Source organism: Kitasatospora sp. NPDC004289, assembly GCF_053602875.1.
Window position 1 is genome coordinate 1 of record NZ_JBSGEL010000027.1, and the last position, 17813, is coordinate 17813.

Here is a 17813-nt window from a genome sequence, read left to right on the forward strand (position 1 = left end):
GCGGCGTGGTGCTTGGAGTGGTGCAGCTCGAGGATCTCGGCGGACATCGCCTTCTCCAGAGCCGAGTAGTCGTACGGAAGATCGGGGAGCGTGTACTGACCCATGGGTAAAAGGGCTCCTAGTTCGCTGTGCTGACGGTGTGTCGGCGTGCCGTCGCCAGCCTATTGCGTATGACTTGCAATTACATCTGCCAGCCAGGAGAGTGTGTCGTGGGGGTGGTGGGCCCGTCAGTCGTCTGCTGAAGCGTCTCGGCCACCGCGCCGGGAGTCCTCCGTCAGAGCTGATCGTCTTCCCAACCGGCGACCGCCGGGACGTCGGGCCGGCCACCCCCACCCACGCCGTCGGGTGCCGACGGGCAGGGCGGAGCCCGGCTCGGGCCGGCGCCTGAGGGGGCCGCCCGCAGCTCGGCGGGGCTCGTCCCCGCTATCCGGGCGTGTTCTGCCGGGGGAGCGCCAGTGCCACCGTGTCGGCGAACTCCCGCACCGCGCTGGTCCGCGACACCACCCGCCCGCTGTGGATCACCAGTCGGCTGTGCCCGCCCGCCAGCACCCCGGCCACCGAGTCGCCCCGAACGGCCAGCAGCTCCGCCGGGAAACCGGCGTCCACCCGGACGGGCGGCAGCCCGAGCGCGATCCTGGCCTGGTTGGAGACCGCCTCGTACGCGGCCTCGGGGCTGAGCCCGCCCCCGCCCGCGAGCAGGTAGGCGGCTTCCAGCGGGTCGGCCCGGCCGACCGGGTTGCCGGTGTCCCGGAGGGCGCCGCCGCCGGCGGCGAGGATCACCCCGGCCTCGCTCAACTCCCTTACCAGGGAAGCCCGGAGGGCATGGCCTGGCCCTTCCAGTCCGACGCAGTGGCCGTTCTGCGGGAGGCAGACCACCCGCAGCCCGGCCGCGGCCAGCGCGGCGGCGGCCCCACCACCCGAACCGCCTGCCCCGCCCGAACCGCCTGCCCCACCCGAACCGCCCGCCCCGCCCGAGGTGCCGCCGACCGCCATCGCGGACAGCGGCCCGATCGTCACCCGCGGCCGAAGCGGCGCCAACGCCGCCACCAGCCGCGCGAGTTGGGCCGGATCCGCGCCGGCCGTGTGCAGGTCCACGGGGCAGTCGGCCTCCCGGGCGGCCTCCAGCAGCACCTGGACGTAGCCGACCGGGTCCGGGTCGAGGTCGGGGCAGCCGCCGGCGGCGGTGGCGCCGAGCTTGAGGGCCTCCCGCAGCTGGGCGCGGCCGTCCGCCCCGGCCCGGCCGGTGAGCAGGCGGGGTACGGCCACTGCCTGGAGGTCGGCCAGTCCGCGCAGGGCCTGACGGGCGGTCAGCACGGCCTCCAGCCGGCGCAGGCCGTGCACGTCGCCGATCCGGACGTGGGTGCGCTGCGCGGTGGCGCCGTACCCGAGTGCGGTGAGCGCGGCCTCGGTGACCCGGCGGACCAGCTCGGCCGGGGTCTCCGGGGGCGGGGTCTGCAGGGCGGCGGAGAAGGCGACGTCGTAGTGGGCGTGCGGTTCGGCGGGCGCGGGCAGCAGCAGGTAGCCGCTGAGGTCGATCTTGGCGCCGGTGGTGGTGGTCGGGGCGCCGGGCAGGGCGGGCAGCGGGCCCAGGGAGCCGCAGGTGCCGACGGCCTGGATCCGGTCGCCGCTGATCCGCACGTCCACCAGTCGGCCGTCGGTCAGCCGGGCGTTGGTGAGCAGCAGGACGGGGCCGTGGCCCAGCGGGTTGCCGCTGCGTGCGGGTTCCTCGCCCTGGTGCGGCCCGTCGGCGGGTGCGCTGTCCGCGGTCATCGGCCGGCTCCTCGTTGCCCGGCGGCCCGCCGGGCGGTCCGGGAGCCGCAAGATCAGTGAGCGTCGAGCCTATGGGGCCCGGGTGCGAGGTGCTCGGAGGCTGGCATAAGTCGTATCGGGTCGGGCCGCGGCCGCGGTGGTCGCCGCTGTCGCACGGTCGCGGCCGGCGGCTCCGGGGGGCTGCCGGCCGTTCCGTGGGTTCCACGGCGCGATCGAACGGCGGTCCTGCGGGGGAGTGCCCGTACGAGCCGTCCACCTGCGATCTTCCGGTCGGGGAACGGATTTCACCTCTGGCCGGGAAACGTGTAATCTCTTCCTCGTTCGCCCCTATAGCTCAGTCGGTAGAGCGTCTCCATGGTAAGGAGAAGGTCTGCGGTTCGATTCCGCATGGGGGCTCTGGTGAGGAAGTAGAGGATCTCCGGATCCGAAGCTCGATCATCTCAGCGGTGTAGCTCAGTTGGTAGAGCAAGCGGCTCATAATCGCTGTGTCACCGGTTCAAGTCCGGTCACCGCTACCCGCGTAGTCGATCGGGGGGATCAACTCCCGATCGGCTACTCTTGTCGTGTCATCAATCGTTGTCCAAGGAAGGCACTCCCGTGGCTGCCACCGACGTCCGCCCGAAGATCACGCTGGCCTGCGTGGAGTGCAAGGAGCGGAACTACATCACCAAGAAGAACCGGCGTAACGACCCGGACCGTCTTGAGCTGAAGAAGCACTGCCCTCGCTGCAACTCGCACACCGCGCACCGCGAGACCCGCTGACCCCGTAGGGCGTCACCGGGCCTGGTGTGATCAGGCTCTTGGCTCCAGGCCGTGTCTCCCGCAAGGGGGCACGGCCTGGAGCTTTTTCTGCATCTCCCGTACCACTGCACAGCGTGACCCACCGTCAGAGGAGTGGCCCATGGCTCTCGACCCCTCGTTCATCGGGCGGACCTACCCGCCCACCGCGCCCTACGAGGTCGGCCGCGAGAAGATCCGCGAGTTCGCGGTCGCGGTCGGGGACGCCAATCCGGCGTACACCGACGTGGAGGCGGCGAAGGCGCTCGGCTACCCGGACGTGATCGCGCCCCCCACCTTCCCGTTCGCGATCGCCTTCCAGGCGGCCGCCCAGGTGGTGAACGACCCGGAACTCGGCCTGGACTACAGCCGGGTGGTGCACGGGGACCAGAAGTTCCTCTACTCCCGGCCGGTGCAGGCGGGGGACAGGCTGAGCGTCGCCATCGTGATCGACGCCATCAAGTCGCTGGCCGGCAACGACGTGCTGACCGTCAGCGGCGCCGTGCACGACGAGAGCGGCGAGCACGTGGTCACCGCGGTCATGACCCTCGTCGCCCGCGCCGCCGACACCGCCGACACCGCGCAGGGGGAGTGAACGAGATGAGCATCACCTACGACTCGGTCGAGGTCGGCACCGAACTGCCCGCCCAGTCCTTCCCGGTGACCCGCGCCACACTGGTCCAGTACGCGGGCGCCTCCGGCGACTTCAACCCGATCCACTGGAACGAGAAGTTCGCCCTGGAGGTCGGCCTCCCCGACGTCATCGCCCACGGCATGTTCACCATGGCCGAGGCGATCCGGGTGGTCACCGACTGGGTCGGCGACCCGGGCGCGGTGGTCGAGTACGGCGTCCGCTTCACCAAGCCGGTCCCCGTCCCCAACGACGGCGTCGGCACCACCATCGAGGTGTCCGCCAAGGTGGCCGCACTGCTGGACGACAACAAGGTCCGGGTCGACCTGCTCGCCAAGAACGGCGACAACAAGGTGCTCGGCATGTCCCGCGCGGTCGTCAGGCTGAAGTGAGCCGCGGCTAGGCTGGGGGGCGTGCTCGTTGAACTGGACGCCCCCCTCGCCCCGCTGACCACGCTGCGCCTCGGCGGCCCGGCCCGCCGGCTGGTCACCGCGACCACCGACGCCGAGGTGGTCGAGACCGTCCGCAAGGCCGACGAGACCGGGGAGCCGCTGCTGGTGATCGGCGGCGGCTCCAACCTGGTGATCGGCGACGCCGGCTTCGAGGGCACCGTGCTGCGGATCGCCACCACCGGCTTCGCCCTGGACGGCACCCTGCTGGAGCTCGCCGCCGGCGAGGTCTGGGCCGAGGCGGTGGCCCGCACCGTGGACGCCGGCCTGGCCGGGATCGAGTTCCTGGCCGGCATCCCCGGCTCGGCCGGGGCCACCCCGGTGCAGAACGTCGGCGCCTACGGCCAGGAGGTGGCCACCGGCATCACCGAGGTGGTCGCGTACGACCGCCGGGCCGGCGAGACCGTCACCCTGGCCAACGCCGACTGCGCGTTCTCCTACCGGCACAGCCGCTTCAAGGCCGACCCGGAGCGCTACGTGGTCCTGCGGGTCCGCTTCCGGCTGGAGGACGCCGGCGGCCTCTCCACCCCCGTCCGCTACGCCGAGGTCGCCAAGGCGCTCGGCGTCGGCCAGGACGAGCGGATCGGCCTGCGGCAGGCGTACGAGACCGTGCTCGGCCTGCGGGCCGGCAAGGGCATGGTGCTCGACCCGGCGGACCACGACACCTGGTCGGCCGGCTCCTTCTTCACCAACCCGGTCCTGACGGCCGGTCAGTACGCCGACTTCCAGGCCCGACTGGGGGAGCTCACCGCCCCGGCCTACCCCGCGCCGGACGGCTGCACCAAGACCTCCGCGGCCTGGCTGATCGACCGGGCCGGCTTCGGCAAGGGCTACGGCTCCGGGCCCGCCACCCTCTCCACCAAGCACACCCTGGCCCTCACCAACCGGGGCGCCGCCTCCACCGAGGACCTGCTCGCGCTGGCCCGGGAGATCCGGGACGGCGTCCGGGCCGCCTTCGGGGTGGAGCTGGTGAACGAGCCGGTGATGGTCGGCGTCAGCCTGTAGGCCCGTCAGCCCGTCAGCCCGTCAGCCCGTCAGCCCGTCAGCCCGCCGGCCCGCCGGCCCGTCGGTCACGCCGGGTCCGCGGCCAGCCAGGCGTCCACGTCCGCCAGCAGCACCTTGCGGACGTCCTCCGGCGCGACCGATCCCCTGATCGACTGCCGTGCCAGCTCGGCGAGTTCGGCGTCCGAGAAGCCGTGCACGTCCCGCGCCAGGTCGTACTGGGCGGCCAGCCGGGAGCCGAACAGCAGCGGGTCGTCCGCGCCGAGCGCGAGCGGCACCCCGGCCTCGAAGAGGGTGCGCAGCGGCACCAGCCCGGGCTCCTCGTAGACCCCGAGCGAGACGTTGGAGGACGGGCAGACCTCGCAGGTCACCTGACGGTCCGCCAGCCGCTGCATCAGCCGCGGGTCCTCGGCGGCCCGCACCCCGTGCCCGATCCGGCCGGCCCCGAGGTCGTCCAGGCAGTCCCGGACCGACTCCGGCCCGGAGAGCTCGCCGCCGTGCGGGGCGGCCAGCAGGCCGCCCTTGCGGGCGATGGTGAAGGCCCGGTCGAAGTCCCGTGCCAGGCCGCGCCGTTCGTCGTTGGAGAGCCCGAAGCCGACCACCCCCTGGTCGGCGTACCGGACGGCCAGGCGGGCCAGCGTCCGGGCGTCCATCGGGGACTTCATCCGGTTCGCCGCGACCAGCACCCGGATCCCGACGCCGGTGGCCGCGGAGGCCTCCCGGGTGGCGTCCAGGATCAGCTCCAGCGCGGGGATCAGCCCGCCGAGCCGCGGCGCGTACGAGGTCGGATCGACCTGGATCTCCAGCCAGCGCGAGCCGTCCCGGGCCTCGTCCTCGGCCGTCTCCCGCACCAGCCGCCGGATGTCCGACTCGTCCCGCAGCACCGAGCGCGCGGTGTCGTACAGCCGCTGGAAGCGGAACCACCCGCGCTCGTCGGTGGCCCGCAGCCGGGGCGGCTCGCCCGAGCTGAGCGCCTCCGGCAGTCGGACCCGGTGCTTCTCGGCCAGCTCCAGCAGGGTGGCGGGCCGCATCGAACCGGTGAAGTGCAGGTGCAGGTGGGCCTTCGGCAGGGCCCGTACGTCACGAGGCTGATCCATTCACCGATCCTGCCGCATGACACCCCCGAACGGGAACCGCCCCTCTCACGTCCTCCGAAGGAGTGAAAGGGGCGGTGCGCACGGGGTGACGGAGCGTCAGTCGCGGGCCTCGCCCAGCAGCTTCTGCATCCGGCTGATGCCCTCGACCAGGTCGGCGTCGCCGAGCGCGTACGACAGGCGCAGGTAGCCCGGGGTGCCGAAGGCCTCGCCCGGGACGACCGCGACCTCGGCCTCGTCCAGGATCAGCGCGGCCAGCTCGGCGGAGGTGGCCGGACGCTTGCCGCGGATCTCCTTGCCCAGCAGCTCCTTGACCGAGGGGTACGCGTAGAACGCGCCCTCGGGCTCGGGGCAGAACACGCCCTCGATCTCGTTGAGCATCCGGACGATGGTCTTGCGGCGGCGGTCGAACGCCTCCTTCATCTCGTCCACGGCCGACAGGTCGCCCGAGACGGCGGCCAGCGCGGCGCGCTGCGCCACGTTGGAGACGTTGGAGGTGGCGTGCGACTGCAGGTTGGCGGCCGCGTTGACGACGTCCTTGGGGCCGATCAGCCAGCCCACCCGCCAGCCGGTCATCGCGTAGGTCTTGGCCACGCCGTTGACCACGATGCACTTGTCGGCCAGCTCGGGCAGCAGGGCCGGCAGCGAGGTGAAGGTCGCGTCGCCGTAGACCAGGTGCTCGTAGATCTCGTCGGTGAGCACCCAGAGGCCGTGCTCCAGCGCCCAGCGGCCGATCGCCTCGGCCTCGGCCTCGGTGTAGACCGCGCCGGTCGGGTTGGACGGCGAGACGAACAGGACCACCTTGGTCTGCTCGGTCCGGGCCGCCTCCAGCTGCTCCACCGAGACCTTGTAGCCGGTGGTCTCGTCGGAGACGACGTCGACCGGCACGCCGCCGGCCAGCTTCACGGCCTCGGGGTAGGTGGTCCAGTACGGGGCCGGGATGATCACCTCGTCGCCCGGGTCGAGGATCGCGGCGAAGGCCTCGTAGATCGCCTGCTTGCCGCCGTTGGTGACCAGCACCTGGGAGGCGTCCACCTCGTACCGCGAGTCGCGCAGCGTCTTGGCGGCGATGGCGGCCTTGAGCTCCGGCAGACCGCCGGCCGGGGTGTAGCGGTGGTTCTTCGGGTCCTGGCAGGCCTCGACGGCCGCCGCGACGATGTAGTCCGGGGTCGGGAAGTCGGGCTCGCCGGCGCCGAAGCCGATCACGGGGCGGCCGGCCGCCTTGAGGGCCTTCGCCTTGGCGTCCACCGCGAGGGTGGCGGACTCGGCGATGGCGCCGATCCGGGCGGAGACACGGCGGTCCGAGGGGCGGTTGCTGGGGGTGGGAGCGCTCATGCCCGCCATCGTCGCAGAGAGGGTGCTCCGGGGGCACGAGGGTCCAGGATGCGTACCGATCGGTCCGCATTGCGTACGGCTTGCGCCCCACCTTGGTGAATGGGGTTCGACCTGACGGCCCGGAACACGTACACTCACTGCTCGATGGCTCCCGAAGTGCAGCTCCACACCGAGGCGTAGTGAACGCAGCGGCCAGGATGCGGTAGGTTGTGAGACATCTCCGGAGCCCACAAGGCCCCGTAGGGCAATAGCTCAATTGGTAGAGCACCGGTCTCCAAAACCGGCGGTTGGGGGTTCAAGTCCCTCTTGCCCTGCTGCTTGAACCGTACTCAGCCCGTTCGCTCCACTGGAGCGAGCGGGCTTGATGCGGAGAGGGCACCTTTCAGCACTGCATTCGCCGGATCGCCCGCACCCGCGACGCGACGCTCGGCAGGACCCGGATTCAGGTGAGGACGAGTGACGGAGACCACGGGCTCCACCGCAACGCCTGAGAGCGGCAACCCCGAGGGTGCCGCGGAGGCCACGCCTGCCGACGAGGCGCTGTCGCGCCGCGACCGCAAGCGCGCCAAGAAGGCCGAGGGTGGCGACAAGAAGGCCGGCAAGCGCGCCAAGAAGGGCGTCTTCGCCCGCGCCGCGCTGTTCTACCGGCAGATCATCGCCGAGCTCCGCAAGGTGGTCTGGCCCTCCCGCAACCAGCTGACCCAGTACACCATCGTCGTGGTGGTCTTCGTGGTCGTGGTGATGGGCCTCGTCTCCGGTCTCGACTACGGCTTCTCCAAGCTCAGCCTGTGGGTGTTCGGCTGATCCGCCGTCACCTCCCGCTCCACTCCCCGACCCGGGCCGTCCTGACGGTCCGGGTCGAGCTGTCGGCGCACTCCGGGCGTTCCCGCTACCGTTGACTCGGTACTGTTGGAGGTCCGAGTCGTTCCCGCAGCGCGCCCGCCGTGGCGCCGGAAGGCCCGGAGCCGTTCCATCTCACTTCCAGGAAAGAAGCAGCCACCGTGTCTGACTCCCCCCTGTACGACGCCGACGAGACCGTCCGCGAGGCGGATGACCTCGCCGCCGAGGCCGCCGACGTCGAGGCTGCCGACGTCGAGGACGCCGAGCAGATCGTGGACGCGGTCGACTCGGACGAGGACGAGGTCGAGGCTGCGGACGAGGCCGAGGCGGGCGAGCCCGCCGAGGAGGCCGCCGTGCACGAGGTGGACGAGGACGAGCTCGACGAGGACGACGCCTTCGCCGCCGCCCTCCAGGCCGTCGGCTCCGACGCCGAGGACGAGGACGAGGCCGCCGAGGCGGAGGCCGAGGTCGAGGAGCCCGAGGTCGAGGTCGACCCGGTGGCCGCCTTCCGCGAGGAGCTGCGCACCGCGCCGGGCGAGTGGTACGTCATCCACACCTACGCCGGCTACGAGAACCGCGTGAAGCAGAACCTCGAGCAGCGCGCCGTCTCGCTCAACGTCGAGGACTACATCTTCGACTCGCAGGTGCCGCAGGAGGAGGTCGTCCAGATCAAGAACGGCGACCGCAAGACCATCCGGCAGAACAAGCTCCCCGGCTACGTGCTGGTCCGCATGGACCTCACCCCGGAGTCCTGGGGCGTCGTGCGCAACACCCCCGGCGTCACCGGCTTCGTCGGCAACGCCTACGACCCGTACCCGCTGACCCTGGACGAGGTCGTCAAGATGCTCGCCCCCGACGTGGAGCGCCAGGCGGCCAAGGAGGCCGGCAAGGCCTCGCCGATCCGTCCGGTCGAGGTCCAGGTGCTCGACTTCGAGGTCGGCGACTCGGTCACCGTCACCGACGGTCCGTTCGCCACCCTGCAGGCGACCATCAACGAGATCAACCCGGACTCGAAGAAGGTCAAGGGCCTGGTCGAGATCTTCGGTCGCGAGACCCCGGTCGAGCTGTCGTTCGACCAGATCCAGAAGAACTGACACTGAGCTTCGAGTTCGGGGCGGGGCTTCGGCCCCGCCCCGAACTCGTTTTGGTCCAGGCGCCGACAACGGTTAGCCTGGTCCGATGTGTGTCCACCCGGACGGGTGTCGCCCCGACCGCCGGACGCACCAGCAAACCACTCTCGGAAGGACCCGGAGAGCATGCCTCCCAAGAAGAAGAAGGTCACGGGGCTCATCAAGCTCCAGATCAACGCCGGCGCGGCCAACCCGGCCCCGCCGGTCGGCCCCGCGCTGGGCCAGCACGGCGTGAACATCATGGAGTTCTGCAAGGCCTACAACGCCGCGACCGAGTCGCAGCGCGGCATGATCGTGCCGGTGGAGATCACGGTCTACGAGGACCGCACCTTCACCTTCATCACGAAGACGCCGCCGGCCGCGCGCCTCATCCTGAAGGCCGCCGGCGTGGACAAGGGCTCGGCCGAGCCGCACAAGACCAAGGTCGCCAAGCTGACCGCGGCTCAGGTGCGCGAGATCGCCACGGTCAAGCTCCCCGACCTGAACGCCAACGACCTGGACGCCGCGTCGAAGATCATCGCCGGCACCGCCCGGTCGATGGGCATCACCGTCGAGGGCTGATCACCCCTCTCGTCCACCCCGTGGTAGGGCCTGCGCGGCCCGTACACCACGAACTCCATCACTTTCAGGAGAAGCAGTGAAGCGCAGCAAGGCCCTCAAGGCCGCGGACGCCCAGGTCGACCGCACCAAGATCTACGCCCCCCTCGAGGCCGTCCGCCTCGCCAAGGCGACCTCCACCTCCAAGTTCGACGGCACCGTTGAGGTCGCCATGCGTCTGGGCGTCGACCCGCGCAAGGCCGACCAGATGGTCCGCAGCACCGTGATCCTCCCGCACGGCACCGGTAAGACCGCTCGGGTCCTGGTCTTCGCGACCGGCGAGCGTGCCGAGGCCGCGCGTGCTGCCGGCGCCGACATCGTCGGTGCCGACGAGCTGATCGACGAGGTCGCCAAGGGCAAGCTGGACTTCGACGCCGTCGTCGCCACCCCGGACCTCATGGGCAAGGTCGGCCGCCTCGGCCGCGTGCTCGGTCCCCGTGGCCTGATGCCGAACCCGAAGACCGGCACCGTCACCCCCGATGTCGCCAAGGCTGTCAACGACATCAAGGGCGGCAAGATCGAGTTCCGCGTCGACAAGCACTCGAACCTGCACTTCATCATCGGCAAGACCTCGTTCTCCGATGACCAGCTGGTCGAGAACTACGCCGCCGCGCTCGAGGAGGTCCTCCGGGCCAAGCCGGCCGCCGCCAAGGGCCGCTACATCAAGAAGACCGCGTTCTCGACCACCATCGGCCCCGGCATCCAGGTGGACCCGAACCGCACCCGCAACCTCCTCGTCGAGGAGGACCCGGCCGCCGTCTGAGCCTCCGAGCTCCAGCGGTAACCGCGTTCGACGGGCCCGCACTCCCCTTCACCGGGGGGTGCGGGCCCGTCCGCGTGTCCGCGTCGACTAGAGTCCGCCTACCGAGATCCGGGACGTAGGGGGTTCCACGAATGCGCACGATACGGGTGACCGCCCTGGCCGCGCTGCTGGTGGCCGGGCTGACGGCCTGCGGGGCCGGCGGCTCCGGCGACGCGAAGAGCGCCGCCACGGCCGCGCCGTCCACCACCGCTTCCGCCGGTGCCACCGGCTCCGCCGCTCCCTCGGGGGCCGCTTCGGAGGCCGCCGGCTCGGCGAGCCCGACGGCGGGCGGCGGTACCGGGGGCTCCGGCGGCACCGCCCCGGGCACCGTCCCGGCCCCGGTCGGGGCCGCCAAGGACGTGCTGCTGGCGGCGAACGGCGTGATGGCCAAGGCCGGCAACGCCAAGCTGTCGGTCGGCACCGGCGCGGTCGCCCAGGGCGGCGGCGGCTCCTTCGCCTGGGCCCAGCCGGGCGGCATCGACCTGGTGCTGGCCCAGCCGGACGGCGCCCAGGCCCGGCTCCGCTCCACCGGCGGCTCCGTCTGGGTCGGCGCCCCCGAGCAGACCGCCGCGCTGGTCGGCGGGAAGCCCTGGATGAAGGTCGACCCCAACGCCAAGCCCGGCGGCACCCAGGTGCTGGCCGGCGGCGAGGACGCCCGCGGGCTGGTCGTGCTGGCCAAGGTGCTGGACCCGTCGGTGGCGCTGGCCGCCGGCGCGGGCAGCCCGGGCCTGACCAAGGTCGGCGTCGAGTCGGTGGACGGCCAGGAGGCCGTGCACTTCCGCGCCACCGGGGTGGCCGACGCGCTGGTCAACGGGCTGACGGAGGACCAGAAGCGCCAGGCCCTGGCCGACCTGGGCCGCAACGGGGGCGCGCTGGACCTCTGGATCAACGGCCGGAACGAGCTGGTCCAGCTCCGGGCCGCTGACCTGACCCCGTCCCGGGCCGGGGAGATGACGGTCCGTTACGGCGAGCTGGGCCGGGCGCCGCAGGTCGCCGCGCCGCCGGCCACCGATGTGTTCGAGGTCGCAGATCTGCTCAAGGGCTTCGGCGGCTGACCCGCGGCGTGAGAGGTTGGCGGGGGAGCGGCGGCACGAGGACGGGGTGACGGGATGACGAGGGCACGGCGCAGCGCGGCCGCGGCACTGGCCGTCCTGCTGCTGACCGGCCTGGCCGGCTGCGGCTCCGGCGGCTCGGGCGGCGGCAAGCCCACCCCGAGCCCCTCCGTCAGCCGGGCCCCGACCGGCCTGCCGAGCCCCACCGACCGCTCCCCGCACGGGGTGCTGCTCTCCGCCCAGCTGGCGATGGACACCGCCCGCCGGGCCGGGTACTCCGCCCGGCTCGGCGACGAGTCCGCCACCGGGGTGCTGTTCTGGGCCCCCAAGACGGTGCTCAGGCTGAAGCGCCCCGGCAGCTCCGAGCAGCTGGTGATACTCGACACCACCGCCTACCGGGGCGGCGACCAGGCCACCGCCGAGCGGAACGCCGGCCGGCACTGGGAGAAGTACGCGGCCCAGGGCGCTGCCCGGGACATCCCGTACGCCGCCCTGGTCGACCGGCTCAACCCGATGGTGGCGCTCACCGCCGCCGTCGCGGCCGAGGGTCCGCAGCTCGTCGGCGAGGAGACCGTCGACGAGCTCACCGTCCAGCACTACCGGGTGGTGCTGAGCGCCGAGCGGTACGCCGCCGCCCAGACCCAGCTGCCGGCTGGCCGCCAGGAGGCGCTCCGGGCCGGGCTCGGCAGCGGGGACGTCACCCTCGACCTGTGGCTGGACGGCAAGGACCAGCTGGTCCGCCTGCACCGCTCGGGCGGCCAGGGCAACGACACCGTGACGTACCAGGACTGGGGCGGCGCCCTCTCGGTGCAGGCCCCGGACGCGGCGGACACCGCGGACATGGGCACGGCACCCTTGCCACCACTGGCCTCCTGACCGGATTTGGTCCGAAAGCAAGGCTCGGGTACGGTAGAGCCTGCCAAAGACCGCTGGTTGTCGCCGTTTCCCTTTCGGGGGAGTCGGCACCGAAGGTCCCGCTTCGTGCGGGCGGCCCGCGCAGGTGTGTCTGGTGCCTTTGATTTCCGGTCCTTCGGGGCCGTCGAGGTCTGCGAGCCCCATGCCCCTGCGCATGGGGCTTTTTTCGTCACCCGTGGTTCGAGGCTTGGATGGTCGGCTGATCGATGGTCGGCCTGACTTCGACATCACGGAAGGAGGCGTAAGCCTATGGCCAGGCCCGACAAGGCTGCTGACGTCGCTGAGCTGACGGACAAGTTCCGTTCCTCCAGCGCCGCGCTGCTGACCGAGTACCGCGGTCTCTCGGTGAAGCAGGTCAAGACCCTGCGTCGCTCGCTGGGCGAGAACGCCCAGTACGCCGTGGTGAAGAACACGCTGACCAAGATCGCTGCCAACGAGGCTGGGATCACCGAGCTCGACGACCAGTTCACTGGTCCGACGGCCGTCGCCTTCGTCACCGGTGACCCGGTGGAGTCGGCGAAGGCTCTGCGTGACTTCGCCAAGGACAACCCCGCTCTGATCATCAAGGGCGGTGTCCTTGACGGCAAGGCGCTGTCCGCCGATGACATCAAGAAGCTCGCGGACCTCGAGTCCCGCGAGGTGCTGCTCGCCAAGTTCGCGGGTGCCCTGAAGGCCAAGCAGTCCCAGGCTGCCGCGCTCTTCCAGGCCCTGCCGTCGAAGCTCGTCCGCACCGTGGACGCTCTTCGCGACAAGGTCGAGCAGGGCGGTGCCGGCGCGCCGGCTCCCGCCGCTGAGGACGAGGCCGCGGAGTAATTCCGCAGGCTCACGCCTCGCTGCGGGCCAGTGCCCGCTTCACCCGTACATACGGCACCTACCTGCCGAACTAGTGGAAGGACGCCAATCATGGCGAAGCTGACCCAGGACGAGCTGCTCGCGCAGTTCGAGGAGCTCACCCTCATCGAGCTCGCTGCCTTCGTGAAGGCCTTCGAGGAGAAGTTCGACGTCACCGCTGCCGCCCCGGCCGCCGCTGTCGTCGTCGGTGGCCCGGCTGCCACCGAGGCCGTCGAGGAGCAGGACGAGTTCGACGTCATCCTCGACGGTGCCGGCGACAAGAAGATCCAGGTCATCAAGGAGGTGCGCGCCCTCACCTCCCTCGGCCTGAAGGAGGCCAAGGACCTCGTCGACACCGCCGGTGCGAAGGTTCTCGAGAAGGTCGCCAAGGACGTTGCCGAGAAGGCCAAGGCCCAGCTCGAGGGCGCCGGCGCCAAGGTCACCGTCAAGTGACTCAGTGCCCTCCCTGAGAGGGCGCGAGGCCGGGCCGATCACCCCTGTGGTGGTCGGCCCGGCCTTTTTTGCACTCCCGGGGACCTGACGTTCACCGTCCTGGCCGACTGTGGGCTCGGCCACTGTCGGCGGGGCCGGGTATGGTGATCGCTGTCGTCTCCGGAGGGCCCGCCACGGGGTCTGTAACGCGGTGGCCTGCTGGGACGATGTACGGCGTGAGGTCCGCACTCCGGTGCGGCCCTTGACGAACCGCACCGGGCGCGCGATTCTCAAGGCGCGCCCCGCGTGGTGGGTCCAGGCGGTCGGAGCGGTTCCGGATGCATATTCCGTGGCTCCGACGGGAACTGACTCATCGTGAGGTGCGGTGGCCCGGGGCGTCCGGGCCATTGGTGAGTGGTAGGAGAGGGGTCTCCGATTCGGTCTCCGAATCAGGGCTTGTCAGCAGTGTGCCTTTTGGCTACACTGTCCCTTTGCGCTGCCTGTTAGCTGCTCCGTGACTCGTCGCCCGGAGTGGCCCCTGTCCTGACCTGGGGTTTTCCGCCTCGGCAAGGCCCGGCCGGTACGCGCGTAGTGAGCTCCGAGCCCTCGGAAGGACCCCCCTCTTGGCCGCGCCGCGCAACGCCTCGAACAATTCCGCATCCACCGCCCCGCTCCGCGTCTCGTTCGCGAAGATCAAGGAGCCCCTCGAGGTCCCCAACCTCCTGGCCCTGCAGACCGAGAGCTTCGACTGGCTGCTCGGCAACGCGGCCTGGAGGTCGCGGGTCGAGGAGGCGTTGGAGAACGGTCAGGACGTCCCCACCAAGTCCGGTCTGGAGGAGATCTTCGAGGAGATCTCCCCGATCGAGGACTTCAGCGGGTCGATGTCGCTGACCTTCCGCGACCACCGTTTCGAGCCGCCGAAGAACTCCATTGACGAGTGCAAGGACCGCGACTTCACGTTCGCGGCCCCGCTCTTCGTCACTGCCGAGTTCACCAACAACGAGACCGGTGAGATCAAGTCTCAGACGGTCTTCATGGGCGACTTCCCGCTCATGACCCACAAGGGCACCTTCGTGATCAACGGCACCGAGCGTGTCGTGGTCTCGCAGCTGGTGCGCTCCCCGGGCGTCTACTTCGACTCGAGCCTGGACAAGGTGTCCGACAAGGACATCTACTCCTGCAAGATCATCCCCTCCCGCGGTGCCTGGCTGGAGATGGAGATCGACAAGCGCGACATGGTCGGTGTCCGCATCGACCGCAAGCGCAAGCAGTCGGTCACCGTGCTGCTGAAGGCCCTCGGCTGGACCAACGAGATGATTCTCGAGGAGTTCGGCGAGTACGAGTCGATGCGCGCCACCCTGGAGAAGGACCACACCCAGGGCCAGGACGACGCGCTCCTCGACATCTACCGCAAGCTGCGCCCCGGCGAGCCGCCGACCCGCGAGGCCGCCCAGACGCTGCTGGAGAACCTGTACTTCAACCCGAAGCGGTACGACCTCGCGAAGGTCGGCCGGTACAAGGTGAACCGCAAGCTGGGCAACGCGGAGTCCCTGGACTCCGGCGTCCTCACCGAGCCCGACATCATCGGTGCGATCAAGTACCTGGTGAAGCTGCACGCCGGCGAGGTCGAGTGGCGTGACGACGAGGGCCGCGACATCGTGGTCGAGGTCGACGACATCGACCACTTCGGCAACCGTCGCCTGCGCAACGTGGGCGAGCTGATCCAGAACCAGGTCCGTACGGGTCTCGCCCGCATGGAGCGCGTCGTGCGCGAGCGCATGACCACCCAGGACGTCGAGGCGATCACGCCGCAGACCCTGATCAACATCCGGCCGGTCGTCGCCTCCATCAAGGAGTTCTTCGGCACCAGCCAGCTGTCGCAGTTCATGGACCAGACGAACCCGCTGTCGGGCCTGACCCACAAGCGTCGTCTGTCCGCGCTCGGCCCCGGTGGTCTGTCCCGTGAGCGGGCCGGCTTCGAGGTCCGTGACGTGCACCCCTCGCACTACGGCCGCATGTGTCCGATCGAGACCCCCGAAGGCCCGAACATCGGTCTGATCGGCTCGCTCGCGTCCTACGGCCGGGTCAACGCCTTCGGCTTCATCGAGACCCCGTACCGCAAGGTCGTCGACGGTGTCGTCACCGAGGCCGTGGACTACCTGACCGCCGACGAGGAGGACCGCTTCGTCATCGCGCAGGCCAACGCCCCGCTGACGGACGACCTGCACTTCGCCGAGCCGCGTGTCCTGGTCCGCCGCCGCGGCGGCGAGATCGACTACATCCCGGGCTCCGAGATCGACTACATGGACGTCTCGCCGCGCCAGATGGTGTCGGTCGCGACCGCCATGATCCCGTTCCTCGAGCACGACGACGCCAACCGCGCGCTCATGGGCTCCAACATGATGCGTCAGGCGGTGCCGCTGCTGAAGAGCGAGGCACCCGTGGTCGGCACCGGCATGGAGTACCGCTGCGCCGTCGACGCCGCCGACGTGATCACCGCCGAGAAGGCCGGTGTCGTCCAGGAGGTCTCGGCCGACTACGTCACCGTGGCCAACGACGACGGCACGTACAACACGTACCGCGCCGCCAAGTTCACCCGCTCCAACCAGGGCACCTCCTTCAACCAGAAGGTGCTCGTCGACGAGGGCTCCCGCGTCGAGGTCAACCAGGTGCTGGCCGACGGCCCCTGCACCGACCAGGGCGAGATGGCGCTCGGCAAGAACCTGCTCGTGGCGTTCATGTCGTGGGAGGGTCACAACTACGAGGACGCGATCATCCTGTCGCAGCGCCTCGTCCAGGACGACGTCCTCTCCTCGATCCACATCGAGGAGCACGAGGTCGACGCCCGTGACACCAAGCTCGGCCCCGAGGAGATCACCCGGGACATCCCGAACGTCTCCGAGGAGGTCCTCGCCGACCTCGACGAGCGCGGCATCATCCGGATCGGTGCGGACGTCGTCACCGGCGACATCCTGGTCGGCAAGGTCACCCCGAAGGGCGAGACCGAGCTGACCCCGGAGGAGCGCCTGCTCCGCGCGATCTTCGGTGAGAAGGCCCGTGAGGTCCGCGACACCTCGCTGAAGGTGCCGCACGGCGAGTCCGGCAAGGTCATCGGCGTCCGCGTCTTCGACCGCGAGGAGGGGGACGAGCTTCCCCCGGGCGTGAACCAGCTGGTCCGCGTCTACGTCGCCCAGAAGCGCAAGATCACCCACGGTGACAAGCTCGCCGGCCGTCACGGCAACAAGGGCGTCATCTCGAAGATCCTGCCGGTCGAGGACATGCCGTTCCTGGAGGACGGCACCCCGGTCGACATCATCCTCAACCCGCTGGGTGTCCCGTCCCGAATGAACCCGGGACAGGTCCTGGAGATCCACCTCGGGTGGCTCGCCAAGCAGGGTTGGGACGTCTCCGGCCTCGCCGACGAGTGGGCCCAGCGCCTGCAGGCGATCGGCGCCGACACCGTCCAGGGCGGCACCAACCTCGCCACCCCGGTCTTCGACGGCGCCCGCGAGGACGAGATCACCGGCCTGCTGGACCACACCACCCTCACCCGTGACGGTGAGCGCCTGGTGAACTCCACCGGTAAGGCCCGGCTCTTCGACGGCCGCTCCGGCGAGCCGTTCCCGATGCCGGTGTCGGTCGGCTACATGTACATCCTGAAGCTGCACCACCTGGTCGACGACAAGCTGCACGCCCGTTCGACCGGTCCGTACTCGATGATCACCCAGCAGCCGCTCGGTGGTAAGGCGCAGTTCGGTGGTCAGCGATTCGGTGAGATGGAGGTGTGGGCCCTCGAGGCGTACGGCGCGGCCTACGCGCTGCAGGAGCTGCTCACCATCAAGTCCGACGACGTCCTGGGCCGCGTGAAGGTCTACGAGGCGATCGTCAAGGGCGAGAACATCCCCGAGCCCGGCATTCCCGAGTCCTTCAAGGTCCTCATCAAGGAAATGCAGTCGCTCTGCCTCAACGTGGAGGTGCTGTCCTCGGACGGCTCGTCCATCGAGATGCGTGACTCCGACGAGGACGTGTTCCGCGCCGCCGAGGAGCTCGGCATTGACCTGTCCCGGCGCGAGCCGAGCAGCGTCGAAGAGGTCTGATTGAGGCCGGGCCGGCTGATGCTGCATCAGCCGGCCCGCCCCCAGGCCCCCCTCAGACC

The 17813-nt window shown here is 70.5% G+C and carries 16 protein-coding genes, 3 tRNA genes and 1 pseudogene; 16 read left to right on the plus strand and 4 right to left on the minus strand.

Features of this window, described 5'->3' with window-relative positions:
- Nucleotides 1-104 (minus strand): annotated as a pseudogene (locus ACWEPF_RS19550) (superoxide dismutase); the annotation flags it as partial.
- A gap of 319 nt (nucleotides 105-423) precedes the next feature.
- On the minus strand, nucleotides 424-1770 hold the full coding sequence (locus tag ACWEPF_RS19555) for a hydrolase (protein ID WP_452173582.1): 1347 nt from the start codon (nucleotides 1768-1770) through the stop codon (nucleotides 424-426).
- Nucleotides 1771-2093: 323 nt separating this feature from the next.
- On the opposite strand from ACWEPF_RS19555, the gene ACWEPF_RS19560 reads away from it, so the two are divergent.
- The 6 genes from ACWEPF_RS19560 (at nucleotide 2094) to ACWEPF_RS19585 (ending at nucleotide 4632) form a co-directional block, all read left to right on the plus strand.
- Nucleotides 2094-2166 (plus strand) — tRNA-Thr (locus tag ACWEPF_RS19560).
- A 46-nt stretch (nucleotides 2167-2212) separates the two neighbouring features.
- Nucleotides 2213-2285, plus strand: a tRNA-Met gene (locus tag ACWEPF_RS19565).
- A gap of 82 nt (nucleotides 2286-2367) precedes the next feature.
- Entirely contained in the window at nucleotides 2368-2532 is a 165-nt protein-coding gene (rpmG, locus tag ACWEPF_RS19570; RefSeq protein WP_014144273.1) for a 50S ribosomal protein L33, read from the plus strand.
- A gap of 139 nt (nucleotides 2533-2671) precedes the next feature.
- Nucleotides 2672-3142: a MaoC family dehydratase N-terminal domain-containing protein gene (locus ACWEPF_RS19575; protein WP_345286306.1), complete on the plus strand. Its 471-nt coding sequence runs from the start codon at nucleotides 2672-2674 to the stop codon at nucleotides 3140-3142.
- A gap of 5 nt (nucleotides 3143-3147) precedes the next feature.
- Nucleotides 3148-3570: a MaoC family dehydratase gene (locus ACWEPF_RS19580; protein ID WP_345286305.1), complete on the plus strand. Its 423-nt coding sequence runs from the start codon at nucleotides 3148-3150 to the stop codon at nucleotides 3568-3570.
- Between the two features lie 21 nt (nucleotides 3571-3591).
- A complete protein-coding gene (locus ACWEPF_RS19585) occupies nucleotides 3592-4632 on the plus strand; it encodes a UDP-N-acetylmuramate dehydrogenase (RefSeq protein ID WP_452173583.1) in 1041 nt (346 codons plus the stop codon).
- A 65-nt stretch (nucleotides 4633-4697) separates the two neighbouring features.
- Here the strand turns inward: ACWEPF_RS19585 and ACWEPF_RS19590 are convergent, their stop codons facing one another.
- Together ACWEPF_RS19590 and ACWEPF_RS19595 are read right to left on the minus strand one after the other, a co-directional pair.
- Entirely contained in the window at nucleotides 4698-5726 is a 1029-nt protein-coding gene (locus ACWEPF_RS19590; RefSeq protein WP_452173584.1) for an adenosine deaminase, read from the minus strand.
- Between the two features lie 96 nt (nucleotides 5727-5822).
- Nucleotides 5823-7058, minus strand: a complete 1236-nt coding sequence (locus ACWEPF_RS19595; RefSeq protein ID WP_452173585.1) for a pyridoxal phosphate-dependent aminotransferase — start codon at nucleotides 7056-7058, stop codon at nucleotides 5823-5825.
- A 241-nt stretch (nucleotides 7059-7299) separates the two neighbouring features.
- Between ACWEPF_RS19595 and ACWEPF_RS19600 the strand changes: the two genes are divergently transcribed.
- The 10 genes from ACWEPF_RS19600 (at nucleotide 7300) to rpoB (ending at nucleotide 17754) form a co-directional block, all read left to right on the plus strand.
- Nucleotides 7300-7372: transfer RNA gene (locus ACWEPF_RS19600), tRNA-Trp, on the plus strand.
- 142 nt (nucleotides 7373-7514) lie between these two features.
- A complete protein-coding gene (gene secE / locus ACWEPF_RS19605; RefSeq protein WP_380149372.1) occupies nucleotides 7515-7862 on the plus strand; it encodes a preprotein translocase subunit SecE in 348 nt (115 codons plus the stop codon).
- Nucleotides 7863-8059: 197 nt separating this feature from the next.
- Nucleotides 8060-8992, plus strand: a complete 933-nt coding sequence (nusG, locus tag ACWEPF_RS19610; RefSeq protein ID WP_449798481.1) for a transcription termination/antitermination protein NusG — start codon at nucleotides 8060-8062, stop codon at nucleotides 8990-8992.
- A 162-nt stretch (nucleotides 8993-9154) separates the two neighbouring features.
- Nucleotides 9155-9589 (plus strand): 50S ribosomal protein L11, encoded by a 435-nt coding sequence (rplK, locus tag ACWEPF_RS19615; protein ID WP_345286294.1) that lies wholly within the window; start codon nucleotides 9155-9157, stop codon nucleotides 9587-9589.
- 76 nt (nucleotides 9590-9665) lie between these two features.
- Entirely contained in the window at nucleotides 9666-10388 is a 723-nt protein-coding gene (gene rplA, locus ACWEPF_RS19620; protein ID WP_345286292.1) for a 50S ribosomal protein L1, read from the plus strand.
- 131 nt (nucleotides 10389-10519) lie between these two features.
- Nucleotides 10520-11482, plus strand: coding sequence for a hypothetical protein (locus ACWEPF_RS19625; RefSeq protein ID WP_452173586.1), 963 nt, complete (start codon nucleotides 10520-10522; stop codon nucleotides 11480-11482).
- A 54-nt stretch (nucleotides 11483-11536) separates the two neighbouring features.
- Nucleotides 11537-12355, plus strand: a complete 819-nt coding sequence (locus ACWEPF_RS19630) for a hypothetical protein (RefSeq protein ID WP_452173587.1) — start codon at nucleotides 11537-11539, stop codon at nucleotides 12353-12355.
- 288 nt (nucleotides 12356-12643) lie between these two features.
- A complete protein-coding gene (gene rplJ / locus ACWEPF_RS19635; RefSeq protein ID WP_345286286.1) occupies nucleotides 12644-13207 on the plus strand; it encodes a 50S ribosomal protein L10 in 564 nt (187 codons plus the stop codon).
- Between the two features lie 87 nt (nucleotides 13208-13294).
- On the plus strand, nucleotides 13295-13678 hold the full coding sequence (gene rplL / locus ACWEPF_RS19640; protein WP_452173623.1) for a 50S ribosomal protein L7/L12: 384 nt from the start codon (nucleotides 13295-13297) through the stop codon (nucleotides 13676-13678).
- 602 nt (nucleotides 13679-14280) lie between these two features.
- Nucleotides 14281-17754, plus strand: a complete 3474-nt coding sequence (rpoB, locus tag ACWEPF_RS19645) for a DNA-directed RNA polymerase subunit beta (protein WP_345286282.1) — start codon at nucleotides 14281-14283, stop codon at nucleotides 17752-17754.
- The last annotated feature ends 59 nt before the right edge of the window (nucleotides 17755-17813 follow it).

Excerpts from the sequence above, each read along its gene's own strand:
- ACWEPF_RS19555 (WP_452173582.1), bottom strand. The coding sequence starts at position 1,770 with ATGACCGCGGACAGCGCACCCGCCGACGGGCCGCACCAGGGCGAGGAA.
- ACWEPF_RS19575 (WP_345286306.1), top strand. The coding sequence starts at position 2,672 with ATGGCTCTCGACCCCTCGTTCATCGGGCGGACCTACCCGCCCACCGCG.
- ACWEPF_RS19580 (WP_345286305.1), top strand. The coding sequence starts at position 3,148 with ATGAGCATCACCTACGACTCGGTCGAGGTCGGCACCGAACTGCCCGCC.
- ACWEPF_RS19590 (WP_452173584.1), bottom strand. The coding sequence starts at position 5,726 with ATGGATCAGCCTCGTGACGTACGGGCCCTGCCGAAGGCCCACCTGCAC.
- ACWEPF_RS19595 (WP_452173585.1), bottom strand. The coding sequence starts at position 7,058 with ATGAGCGCTCCCACCCCCAGCAACCGCCCCTCGGACCGCCGTGTCTCC.
- rplK (WP_345286294.1), top strand. The coding sequence starts at position 9,155 with ATGCCTCCCAAGAAGAAGAAGGTCACGGGGCTCATCAAGCTCCAGATC.
- ACWEPF_RS19625 (WP_452173586.1), top strand. The coding sequence starts at position 10,520 with ATGCGCACGATACGGGTGACCGCCCTGGCCGCGCTGCTGGTGGCCGGG.
- ACWEPF_RS19630 (WP_452173587.1), top strand. The coding sequence starts at position 11,537 with ATGACGAGGGCACGGCGCAGCGCGGCCGCGGCACTGGCCGTCCTGCTG.
- rplJ (WP_345286286.1), top strand. The coding sequence starts at position 12,644 with ATGGCCAGGCCCGACAAGGCTGCTGACGTCGCTGAGCTGACGGACAAG.